The organism is Methylocystis sp., assembly GCF_050246715.1.
GTDB lineage: Bacteria > Pseudomonadota > Alphaproteobacteria > Rhizobiales > Beijerinckiaceae > Methylocystis.
Genome location: NZ_JBFWVN010000043.1, coordinates 18,926 through 30,475, shown reverse-complemented (window position 1 = coordinate 30,475; position 11,550 = coordinate 18,926). Strand labels below are relative to the sequence as shown.

Genomic DNA, 11,550 nt, shown 5'->3' with positions numbered 1-11,550 from the left:
CCGAGAGCCTTGAGACCATTCCAGCGCCTCAGGCGGCAATGCCCCCGCCCGCAAAGCCTCCGTCAGCTTCTAGCGAAACAGAGGCGACGCCTCACGAAGCGATGAAACAGCCCGAGGTCGAGGCGGCGAAAAAGAATGTAGCTCTTGGCGAGCGCGTCGCGAAGGTCCTTCCCAATGGCGTCGAGTTGACGTTGTCCAAAAGCGACGTCGAGGCAAGATTGCTTGCTTTTCTAGAGAATCGAACCGCTCAATCAAAGGAAATCACCCGGTTCGATCTCGACGGTCTTGTGTTCGACTCGGGCCGGAGATCGCCGCGACCGGGCCCTCAAGAACAGCTGCGCAACATCGCCAAAATCCTCGCCGCCTATCCTCAGGCGCGCGTCGTCATTGGCGGGTTTACCGACGACGTTGGCGCCGCCAAGGCGAACCAGAAAATTTCGCAGGCGCGCGCCGAGTTCATACGCCGGGAGCTGATGCGCATGGGGGCGGACGGTTCGCGCATCGAGGCGAAAGGATATGGAGAGGCGCATCCTATCGCGAGCAACGACACCGAAGACGGACGAAGGAAAAATCGTCGCGTCTCCCTGGGCGTGATCGCAAAGTAGCGAACTGGGGCTCACTGTCGCAACGCTTGCAAGGCCTGACGCCGAGCTACTGTCCGGCCGCCGCTCAATAGATCAGGCGCTTGAGCCGGCTTGTGGCGGCGGCTCGGATTCCAGAACCCGCATCTTTTGGCTGCTTTCGAGTTCCGTCACGGGCAATCCTATGCCTTTGATCAGCGCATAGATCGCCGGGATCACGATAAGCGTCAGCAGCGTGGAGGAGACCATGCCGCCGATCATCGGAACAGCGATACGCTGCATCACCTCCGAGCCCGCGCCCGTGCTCCACAATATCGGCACGAGACCCGCCATGATGGCGACGACCGTCATCATCTTGGGGCGCACCCGTTCAACGGCGCCGAGCATGATGGCGTCGCGAAGATCAGCCTTGGTGAACAACTTGTCTTGCTTGGTGCGCGCTTCGGCGACTTCGTTCATCGCTGCGTCGAGATAAATCAGCATGACGACGCCGGTTTCAGCGGCGACGCCGGCGAGCGCGATGAAGCCCACGCCAACAGCGACGGACATGTTGAATTTCATGAGCCACATCAGCCAGACGCCGCCGACGAGGGCGAAAGGCAGCGAGAGCATGACGATCAATGTCTCGGTCATTCGCCTGAAGTTTAGGTAGAGCAACAGGAATATAATCGAGAGCGTGACCGGAACAACGATGCGCATGCGTGTCTCGGCGCGCTGCAAATATTCGAACTGGCCGCTCCAGACGGCATAGGAGCCGGCGGGAAAATCGATTGCCTCGCTGACGGCCTTTTGAGCTTCAGCTACAAAGCTGCCGATGTCGCGGTCTCGGATATCGACGAAGATGTAGACGGCGAGCTGTCCATCTTCCGTGCGGATGGAGGTGGGGCCGCGGACCAGATCAACCCTGGCGACCTCGCCAAGCGGGATGGTTCCGCCGCCGGGCAGCGAGATGAGGACATCGCTCGCGATCGCGCGAGGGCTCGAACGAAAGTCCCTGGGATAACGGATGTTGACGCCATAGCGCTCGCGTCCTTCGACCGTGGTGGCCACGACTTCGCCGCCGAGCGCCGTCGCGATTGTGGCCTGCACGTCGTCGATCATCAATCCGTAGCGCGCAAGCGCCGCCCGATCCGGCTCGATATCGAGATAATATCCGCCCATCACGCGCTCGGCGTAGGCGGACGCGGCGCCGCGCACGCCCCTAATCACTCTTTCGGCCTGCCGCGCGAGCCCTTCGAGCTTCGAAAGATCATTGCCCATGATCTTGACGCCGACCGGCGTCTTGATGCCGGTCGCGAGCATGTCAATCCTGTTGCGGATCGGCATGGTCCAAGCGTTGGAAACGCCCGGGAACTGCAATGCAGCGTCCATCTCCGCGACGAGGCTGTCGATCGTGACGTCTGGCCGCCATTCGTCCTTCGGCTTGAGATTGATGATGGTCTCGAACATTTCGAGCGGCGCGGGATCGGTCGCCGTCGATGCGCGGCCGGCCTTGCCGAAAACTGATCTCACTTCGGGAAAGGATTTAATGATCCGGTCCTGCGTCTGCAGCAGCTGCGCAGCCTTGGTCACGGAAAGACCTGGGAGGGTCGTCGGCATATAGAGCAGCGCGCCTTCATTGAGCGACGGCATGAACTCCGAGCCGAGCTGGCGCGCGGGAAGGATCGTGACGACAAGAACGCCGACGGCCAGAAGGATCGTTGGAACTTTCGCATCCATGACCAGGCGGATGATCGGTCGGTAGACAGAGATCAGCACCCGATTAATCGGGTTTTTTTCCTCTGAGACGATCTTTCCGCGAACGAAAATCGCCATCAATGCGGGCACGAGCGTGACGGACAGCAGCGCCGCTGACGCCATGGCGAAAGTCTTTGTATAGGCCAGCGGGCTGAATAGCCGGCCCTCCTGAGACTCCAGTGTGAAGATAGGCAGGAACGAAACCGTGATGATGAGCAGACTGAAAAACAACGCCGGACCGACTTCAGTCGCCGCATCAATTAGAATGTCGAGGCGCGGCGTATCGGGCGCAGCCCGTTCCAGCCGCTTGTGAGCATTCTCGATCATCACGATCGCGGCGTCGACCATCGCGCCGATGGCGATGGCGATGCCGCCCAGGCTCATGATGTTGGACCCGAGCCCAAGAGCCTTCATTGCCGCGAAGGCCATGAGCACGCCGACCGGCAGCATGATGATCGCGACCAGCGCGCTGCGGAAATGCAAGAGGAAGATGACGCAAACAAGCGCAACGATGACGCTTTCCTCGACAAGCGTGCCGCGAAGGGTTTCGATCGCGGCGTAGATGAGTTCGGAACGGTCGTAGACTGGCAAAATCTCAACGCCCTTGGGAAGGCTTGGCGTGATCTGCCCCAGCGCCGCCTTAACATTGTCGATGACGGTGAGGGCGTTGGCGCCGTAACGCTGCAAGGCGATTCCGCTCGCGACCTCGCCCTCGCCGTTGAGCTCGGTGACGCCGCGCCGCTCATCCGGTCCGAGCTCGACTCGCGCGACATCCTTGAGAAGGAGAGGCGTTCCCTCACCGGCGCGCAAAACGATGTTTTCGAGATCGGCGAGGTTTTTCAGATAGCCCCGTCCCCGAACAATAAACTCGAATTCCGAAAGCTCCACCGTTCGGCCGCCGACATCGGCATTGCTGGCGCGAACGGCTTCACGAATCTTCGAAAGCGGAATGTTGAGGGCGCGCAGCCGGTTTGGATCGACGACAATATTGTATTGTCGCACGTAGCCGCCTACGCTCGCCACTTCGGCGACCCCTTCGGCCTTTGCGAGCCCGTAACGCAGCGTCCAGTCTTGAAGCGAGCGCAATTCGGCAAGAGTCATTTGCTTTGCGATGAGCGCATATTGATAGACCCAGCCGACGCCGGTCGCGTCAGGACCGAGAACCGGCGAGGCGCCCGCCGGCAAGAGTTTTGTCACTGCGCTCAAATATTCGAGCACGCGCGAACGCGCCCAATAGGCGTCCACCCCGTCTTCGAAAATCACATAAACAAAGGAGACGCCAAAAAAGGAGAAGCCGCGCACCACCTTCGACCGCGGAACCGTCAACATCGCGCTCGCCAACGGATAGGTGACCTGGTCCTCGACGACTTGCGGCGCCTGTCCCGGATATTCGGTAAAGACGATCGCCTGCACGTCCGAAAGATCCGGGATGGCGTCCAGCGGCAGAGTGCGCAGCGAATAAAGGCCGGCGGCGATCGCAAAGAAGGTCCCAACCGACACCAGCACGAGATTGCGCGCCGACCAGGAGATAAGCCGCCCGATCATTTGCCCGCCTCGCTATGATCGAGCGCCTCCAGGGCCGCTTTCAGATTGCTCTCCGCATCGATCAGGAAGTTGGCGGATGTTACGACGCGATCTCCTTCGGCGACGCCACTTTCGATTTCCACATAGCCGTTTCCGTGACGGCCGATCTTGACTTGTCGCGGCTCGAAGCGGCCTTCGCCCTTGTCGAGAAGCACGACCTGTCGCTTGCCCGCGTCGATAATCGCGCTTTCCGGCGCAGCGAGGACCTTTCCCTTGCCGCCGGTCTCGATCTCGACGTCGGCGTACATGTCGCCGAGCAGCAAATCATCCGTATTCGGTAGCTCGATGCGCACGCGCGCAGTGCGTGTTTCCATGTTGAGATGGGGATAGATAAGCGCGACGCGTCCCTTGATGGGCCGATCTGGGTAGGACCTGGTGCGGATGATCGCCGTCTGGCCCGCTCCAACCGATCCCACATCTCGCTCGGGAATATCCGCCAGCAGCCACACGACGCTATGATCGACAATGCGAAACAGCATTTCTCCAGGCGCCGCGCGCATGCCGCTCAAGGCTTTGCGTTCGATGATGTGGCCGTCCTGCGGCGCCGGCCATGTGATGACGCGGGGGACGTGGCGGCTCCGCGCAATAGCGGCGATCATGGCGTCGTCGAGGCCAAGATTGGCGAGCCGCCGCCGCGCGCCTTCGATTCGCGCCGACGAGTGGGCGTTCAACACCGCAACATATTCGGCCGCGGCGTTGGAGAGGTCGGGCCCATAGATGCGCATAAGCGGCTGGCCCTTGCGCACATAGTCGCCCTCGGCGAACTTCTCGACAGATTCGACGAATCCCTCGAAACGAAGCGACACGACCGACATGCGTCGCGGATCAAAGTCGACGCGTCCAGACGCCCGAACAGGCACGGCGATCGTCCGACGCTGGACAGGCTCCGAACGCACCCCCGTCTTTTGCAATTTGGTGGCGCTGATAACGACCGTGGAGGAGTCTTGCGTCTCGTCTTCATAGACGGGCACATAGTCCATTCCCATCGGGTCTTTCTTCGGAACAGGCGAGGTATCGGGGAGTCCCATCGGGTTGCGGTAATAGCGGATGCGACGGCCGTGGCTTTCCTGATGGCCGGGCGCAGGCGGCCTGTCTTCGAAGGAGACGTCTTCGCTGGCGCGGACGGCGACATAGTCCTTGTCGGCTGCATTCTTCTTCGGCTCGGCCGAGTAGAAAGGCCCATCGGGATCACGGTAGTAGATCACCGGCCCGGTTCCGACATGGGTCTCGGCAGGCGCGCGCGCCGGCTCCTGGGCGCGCCAAAGCATGATGCCGGCGCCGCCGAACGCCGCCACGGCGAGGGCCGCTCCGAAAATAAGCTTTACGCCCTTCATAGCGAGCCTCCGGCGAGGCGTTCGAGGTCGGCGTATCTACTCTGCTCCTCGATTTTCAAGCCGAGGAGCTCCAGCTCGATGGCGCGCAGGCGACGCTCTGAGTCGAGGAGCGCGGCCAGGCTCGTCGTGCCCGCGTCGAATCCGCTGCGCGCCGTGTCGATCGACAGTTTCGCCGGCGGAAGCTGTCGCTGTTCGAATATCCTGATCGCCTTGCGGACGGCCTCGAGCCTGAACCATGCCTCAGCGACTTCGCCGTCGAGGCGGATGCGGAGCGCCTCGTTGCGCGCCTGCGCGGCCCCAACACTGGCGCTCGCCGCCCGCTGTTCGGCGTCCTTCGCCTCATATTGTAGCGGCACAGTAAAGCCGAGCATAAACATGCCGCTGTTTTCGCCGGTCTGGCGTTGCACGAAGTTCGCGCCAGCGGTGATGTCCGGATAGTAATTCAGATCGGTGAGCTTCTTGGCCGTTGTTGCGGATCGCACTTGAGCATGCGTGGCGGCGAGCTGCGGATTGGACGCTCGTGCGAGGTCCTGAACGCCGGCAAGCGTCAGTTTTGTTTTGAGAGAGGGAAAACCCTTGGGTGCGGCAAGCGGCGCGCGCGCGTCGCGCCCGATCAAGGCGTTCAACCTCGCGGCCGCAGATTTCGCTTCCCCTTCGCGGCGCGCGACATCCGCGGCGGCGTTGGCGGCTTCGAGCTCCGCCTTGATGACATCCTCTTGCTCGACTGAACTTGCGCCATAACGCAGGCGCAACAGCTCAAGCAGTTGGTCGACCCGTTGCTTCAGCGACTTCGACAATTCCACCGCGCGCTGCGCGGCATTGTATTGGGCGAAGGCGGTCTTGATCCGCGCGACGAGATCAATCTCAATTGCGTGACTGCGATGCCAGGCGGCGTCAGCGTCCGCTTCGGCGACGCCCCTTTCCAGATCAGTCTTCCCCCAAAGCCTGAACGTCTGCTGTGCGCCGAACCACCGCTGACCGACACCACGGCTGTTCACGTCCCAAGCCTGTAACGTGACCACGGGATCCGGCTGAACGCCTGCGGCGCCGACGCGATGGGCGGCGGAATCTGCATCGAGCACCGCGGCGGCCATCTCGGGGCTAAGTTTTTTTGCCAAAGCAACGACGCTTTCGGCCGTTGCGCCGGGAAGGTCACGCTCGGCGGGTGCCGCGGACGCAATCGATAGGTTCAAGATCAGGGTTGCAATTAGTGGCAAACGGAAGCGTTGCATCATCGCGTAACCGGAAAGACAAGTCGGTTCTGAAGTGTTCCGACCTCTCCTTGAAGCTTCGCCGCAAGGGAGATGCGCCAACGTCCCTCGTCGGTTAGATCGACCTTAAATCGATAGAGGCCGGGCTGTGAGGCTTTTGTCGGCTCAATCGCGCTCGTCATCGCTTCCATGTCGTCTGGCGCCATGTCCAGCCGCATGGCGAAGATGACGGCGTCGGACACGAGTTTCCCATCCGGCTTGTGAACCAGCCGCACGTCAATGACTCTTCGTCCCGTCTTGAGCGCCGACTGAACCAGCTCAAAAGTGTAATCGTCGATGGCCGCGCGGGCGTGTCCTACGCCAAATAGGAGGACCGCCAGCAGCGCGCCCATAGTAAGCTGCATGTTTTTCTTTGGCATTAGCGTCATCTCTCGCTTCCACTCGGAAGCTGGTGCTGCGGGAAATGCTGTCGCGCAACTATTCTGCGCAAATGCGCGCGCGGACCGGCGGAGGCCGATTTGATCAGCGCAAAGCAAGGAGAGCCGGCGACGTGGCCGTCGACGCGCCAAGGCGCGCTGAAAAATTGGCGCTAGTGCAGCTTTAAGAGATCGGCGGACGAAGGCCGGGCGGGCTCGAGACGCCTCGACGCGTTGCATCGTCGGGGGGCTGCGTCCGCAGCCCTAGCTCGGCCATGCGCGCCGCCGTGAAAGTCACGTGAGGCGCGAGCTGAATCGCCCCGCAGATGAGAGAATCGCAATGTCGCAGCGCCGCCGTGTGATCGACTGGATGATCCGGACAATCCTCAACGGCCGACATTCCCGCGCATGAATGCGCGACAGGCGCAGTAAAACTCGCCGCCGCGCCCGAGAGTGCGGCGACGACAACCATCGCGCAGACGATAAGGCGGAGCCAGCTCTGCTTCATTGTCGTCCCCTGAGCGATTGATAGCAGAAAGCTCTTCGGCCCGCAAAAGACTCGGACAGGATCAATCGACGCCCGAATGCTGGACGATCTTCGGCTGAATTCCTGCGCTGACGGTCCAATGACGTGGTTCTACGCGTTGATACCGGGGATGTTGGGCGTCCTCGATACCGCTTGGACGACTTTCAAGTCGCCGAAAGAAAAATTGGTCGTGATTGGTCACAAAATTTTTGGCTTCGTCCGCGCCGTATCCGCCTCCATCGCTATAGCTATGAAGGAATCATGCCTCGTCCGATTCGGGAATCGCGCCCATAGCGCCGAGAAGGCAAGCGCGAAGAACTTCGTCGTTATAAGGATCCTCGTAGCGGGCGTTCTCGCGCTCGCGGGTTGGCTGCGCGCGCCTCTATTTCCCTTGAAGCGCCCGACTCCCGACCACTATCTACCGAAAAGATAGGTCGCAGCATAGGGTGCGGAATGCAGCTCTCCTTCTGTGGAGCAGCTTCCTTCGAAAACGCCGCCCTTCGTGTTGAGACGCAGAATCCAGGTCGCGCCCGCGGCGGGCCCGGCTGATGCCCGTTCGACGATGGCGAGCTTGAGCCATGGAATGTCTTGACCAGATTGGCCAGGAACTTTGGCCACGAGCTTGCCCGCAACACGCGATCCGTCCGTGAATTCCCATATCGGGCCCACGTAGTGTCGACCGATGGTCTTTCTTCCGTCGATTAAAACGGCGATAGGCTCACGAAACTCCCATTCCAGGCCACCTTTGGGATTCCTCGAACAGACATAAATTTGCGCGCCTACCCCTTCGATGCGAGCGAGCGGGGTCCCTCCCTTGACCGAAATCGGGTCGGGGAGCGTAGGAAGTCCCTCGGCGTGTGTCTCTGCCACGCAGAGAAGGAAAAACAAGCAGCAAACAGTCTTTCGCATGGTCTATTGTTCTCCGATTGCTGGTGGGTGGAAGCGTAGTAGAAAAAGCGCGACTAGCCATCCGTTGGAAGCGCCGGCGAACCCTGGCATATTGCCCCGAAAGACAACGTTGCAATTGATCCATGCCCGTCTGGCGTGCGCTCAAACGAAAAAAAACCGCCTTGGGTGTCTGCGATGCGACGCACGATTTTCAGACCCAAGCCGACGCCTTTCGGCTCTCCCATGCACTTCGTAATTTTGTTCGGCGGCCCATTGTCGCGAACACAAAACTGAGCCCCAGGCCCCACTTCGACGACGATCGCGGAACCTGGTTGTGTGTGGCGAATGGCGTTTTCAATCAAATTGCGCAGAGCGTTCTCGATGAGCGCGGGACGTCCTGGGAAGGACGTTCCGCCTCGGTCCGTCAATTCGAGACTTCGGCCCGAGTCATAGGCGACAGGAGCGAGCGCACCAACAACGCTTTCAGCAATAGCAAATGGCGTAATCGTCTCGACCGGCGCCAGATCCGCAGACTCTAGACGCGCCAAGGTGGTTAACTGCTCAACCAGCCGGTTAAGCGAGACTAGGTCCTGCTCGACCTTTCTTGCGCGTGGGTCAATGATTTTCTCTAGTTCAAGGCGTGCAATTGCAATCGGGGTTCTCACTTCATGTGATATCGCGGACGTGAAGATTTTTTGGGCCTGCACCACTTCTCGCACCCTGCCAAAGCTCTTGTTTACCGCCTGGATGAGGGCCGCGATCTCGCGTGGCATTCCGGCAAGAGGGAGAGTACTATTTGAGTCGGCCGGATTTAGTCGCTCGGCAAGATCCGCCGCAGCCTTAATCGGCTCCAAGGTCCGGCGGATTGAAAAAATGCTCGCGCCGAGGACGACGACGAGCATAAGGCTCATCGGCAAAGCCATATGGTCGAATACTTCGCGTGCAAGCACCGTGATGACGATGCCCGCGCGATCTTGGAGAACGGCGATTTCAATGGTCACGGGCTCATCGTCGATGCGGTATGTTTTGCCGCCCGCCACCTTCCGGGGCGTCTCGGGATCGAGTCTAATCATCCAGAAGTCCGGAGGGGACGCGTATGAAGGGAGGAGCGGCGAGGGGCATTCACCGATGCAGTTCGTATAGAGGATTGCGCCGCTGCCCGTACGTATCCTCACGAGATAACTCCCGTCATTGGCATCATAGCGCCCGTGCAGGCCGTCCGGGAGTTCAAAACCAAGCCTGGCCTGATTTCGCCAAAGCCCCCTGAAGAGCGCATCCGCCTCTCTCTGGATCGAATGGCGCGCTAGCTCCTGCTGATTGAACCAATATTCTGCGATAACCCCGATCAGCTGCGCAATCATTGCGAGCGCCGAGAAGAAGATGATTGGTCGGACAACCGACGACGTTAGAGAACGAGCCCCACTTATCACTGCTTCCTCTCTCGAAGGAGATACCCAACGCCGCGGATCGTTTCGAGTGACACAGCGGCTCTCGCAGGATCAAGCTTCTTTCTTAGCCTGGATACCGCCGTCTCCAACGCGTTACTCGAAAGCTCTTCGCCGAACTCCGAAAGGGCATGTTCGAGCTTTCGCTTGTTGACCACGCACCCGACATCCCGCATCAAGATTTCCAAAACGGCGCGTTCACGCGGCGCCAGCGCTAACTCCTCATCGCCGCACATAACAGACCCGGACGCGACATCAAAAATCAATCGGCCGGCCTCCAATGCGGGAGCCGCCACGCTAGGGGATCGCCGTAGTAGTGCTCGGCAGCGGGCGAGGAACTCCCTGTGATTGAACGGTTTCACTAAATAATCGTCTGCGCCCGCGTCCAATCCTGCGATCCGCTCGTCAATGGCTCCGCGCGCAGTCAGAATGAGTATCGGCGTTTGGTTCTTCGCTCTGCGCATTGTTCGGATCAGATCGAGTCCATCGCCGTCTGGTAATCCGAGATCTATAAGTAGGAGATCGTATTCAGTGGTGGCGATAGCCTCCTCGGCATCGACCAAGCTTCCGACGGAGTCGATCCTCCAGCCGGCCGCATGAACTGCTTCTGTCAAAAGCTCTCTCAGACGGGTCGCATCTTCGACGAGCAGCAACCTCATGCGCGCTTGTAGCCCGTGACCATGGAAAGAATTAGATTTTCACGGTGTCGCCAACTCTCAAGTAGCGCGGCGCAGGCGTGAATGCCGGCGAGAATCAGGATCGAATCCGCGATCGCCTTGTGGATGTCCTCCAGAGACTCGCTTCCAAAGAACGCGTCTAGCGTCAACATCCAGCCCGTGACCGAGACGGCAGCCAGTAGGCCCATGAGCAACAGCATCATGACGGCTCCTGCCGGATTGTGCCCGAAATACCTTTTCTCCTCCCCCCGAAATCGGGCCGCGATGTAACGACTAAAGACTGAGGGCCGCGGAACGAAATTGGTAAAACGCGCGTGCTTCGATCCTACGACCCCCCAGGCCACCCGCACGATCAGAGCAATCGCTACCACGTATCCGACCCACCGGTGCAATCGCTCGCCTTCTTCGAAAACGAAGAGATCAGCAAGACAACCCAGCACAACGGTCCAGTGAAAGAGTCTCACGATGGGATCCCAGATGAAGACCCTTGTGGGACGGCGGGCGACGACGTCCGTCTCCCGATGTAGTGTCGGCAACATCACAGGCTCCCAATGTTGGCCTTCACCACGTCGCCGCTGACAGGATTGAAATAGACTTCCGCCTTCTGGCCGTCTTTGGTGTAGCCATATATCTCATAGCATTCGCCAGAGACCCTAAAAGTCTTGATCCGTTCATAACCGGCTTCGGCGGCCTTGGACCGCATCGCCGCCTCTGACATCCATTTGTCTTTAGGCTCCGCCGTGCATTTGGGAGCAGCCTGAGCTAGCGCTGGCGTCAAAAGCGCCGCGCAAATCGCGAGCGTTGTTGTGCGCATTTGCGTTCTCCTTCATTTTGTCGACCAATAACGCAACCGAATTTGCCTGATTGAAGCTGTCGATTCGCTGTCATTATGGTCAGAAAAGCTCTTCTTCCGCTGGCAGTGGACGCCTATTGAGTTCCGGGAATTCGCACAGATTGCGCGTGGGTCCGACAGAGTCGCGCATTTCTTCGAGACCGTGGAGAGCTTCCATTCATTCTGACGCAAGTTTCAGGCAATTCTTGAGGAGTGAGTGATAAATCGCTGGGGCCGTTATTATGTCCAAAATTGGAAGTCAAGAAGAGTCTCACTTGCGGCGGGAGGAAACGATTAGAGTCGATAATCGAATCTTGCG

The 11,550-nt window shown here is 59.8% G+C and carries 11 protein-coding genes; 2 read left to right on the top strand and 9 right to left on the bottom strand.

Going from position 1 to position 11,550, the window contains the following annotated elements:
- On the top strand, nt 1-605 hold a 605-nt coding region (locus tag AB7I51_RS13345), incomplete at its 5' end, for an OmpA family protein (protein WP_428406269.1).
- A 72-nt stretch (nt 606-677) separates the two neighbouring features.
- Here the strand turns inward: AB7I51_RS13345 and AB7I51_RS13340 are convergent.
- From AB7I51_RS13340 to AB7I51_RS13325, 4 genes are all read right to left on the bottom strand, one after another.
- Nucleotides 678-3,863, bottom strand: coding sequence for an efflux RND transporter permease subunit (locus tag AB7I51_RS13340; RefSeq protein WP_428406268.1), 3,186 nt, complete (start codon nt 3,861-3,863; stop codon nt 678-680).
- Complete coding sequence (locus AB7I51_RS13335; RefSeq protein ID WP_428406267.1) at nt 3,860-5,236, bottom strand: efflux RND transporter periplasmic adaptor subunit; 1,377 nt, start codon at nt 5,234-5,236, stop codon at nt 3,860-3,862. The genes AB7I51_RS13340 and AB7I51_RS13335 overlap by 4 nt, the downstream gene beginning before the upstream one ends.
- Nucleotides 5,233-6,354 (bottom strand): TolC family protein, encoded by a 1,122-nt coding sequence (locus AB7I51_RS13330; protein ID WP_428406266.1) that lies wholly within the window; start codon nt 6,352-6,354, stop codon nt 5,233-5,235. Before AB7I51_RS13330 ends, AB7I51_RS13335 begins: the two co-directional genes overlap by 4 nt.
- Before the next feature lie 113 nt (nt 6,355-6,467).
- Nucleotides 6,468-6,875: a FixH family protein gene (locus tag AB7I51_RS13325; protein WP_428406265.1), complete on the bottom strand. Its 408-nt coding sequence runs from the start codon at nt 6,873-6,875 to the stop codon at nt 6,468-6,470.
- Nucleotides 6,876-7,447: 572 nt separating this feature from the next.
- Here AB7I51_RS13325 and AB7I51_RS13320 point away from each other — a divergent pair.
- Nucleotides 7,448-7,822 (top strand): hypothetical protein, encoded by a 375-nt coding sequence (locus tag AB7I51_RS13320; RefSeq protein WP_428406272.1) that lies wholly within the window; start codon nt 7,448-7,450, stop codon nt 7,820-7,822.
- Here the strand turns inward: AB7I51_RS13320 and AB7I51_RS13315 are convergent.
- The 5 genes from AB7I51_RS13315 to AB7I51_RS13295 form a co-directional block, all read right to left on the bottom strand.
- Nucleotides 7,804-8,298: a DUF3455 domain-containing protein gene (locus AB7I51_RS13315; protein WP_428406264.1), complete on the bottom strand. Its 495-nt coding sequence runs from the start codon at nt 8,296-8,298 to the stop codon at nt 7,804-7,806. The two genes, AB7I51_RS13320 and AB7I51_RS13315, sit on opposite strands and share 19 nt — an antisense overlap.
- Before the next feature lie 53 nt (nt 8,299-8,351).
- Nucleotides 8,352-9,638 (bottom strand): sensor histidine kinase, encoded by a 1,287-nt coding sequence (locus AB7I51_RS13310; protein ID WP_428406263.1) that lies wholly within the window; start codon nt 9,636-9,638, stop codon nt 8,352-8,354.
- 65 nt (nt 9,639-9,703) lie between these two features.
- Nucleotides 9,704-10,381, bottom strand: a complete 678-nt coding sequence (locus tag AB7I51_RS13305; RefSeq protein ID WP_428406262.1) for a response regulator — start codon at nt 10,379-10,381, stop codon at nt 9,704-9,706.
- Nucleotides 10,378-10,938, bottom strand: coding sequence for a cytochrome b/b6 domain-containing protein (locus AB7I51_RS13300; RefSeq protein WP_428406261.1), 561 nt, complete (start codon nt 10,936-10,938; stop codon nt 10,378-10,380). Before AB7I51_RS13300 ends, AB7I51_RS13305 begins: the two co-directional genes overlap by 4 nt.
- The gene (locus AB7I51_RS13295; RefSeq protein ID WP_428406260.1) at nt 10,938-11,213 is read right to left on the bottom strand and encodes a PepSY domain-containing protein; all 276 of its coding nucleotides are present in this window, start codon (nt 11,211-11,213) and stop codon (nt 10,938-10,940) included. Before AB7I51_RS13295 ends, AB7I51_RS13300 begins: the two co-directional genes overlap by 1 nt.
- Nucleotides 11,214-11,550: the final 337 nt, after the last annotated feature.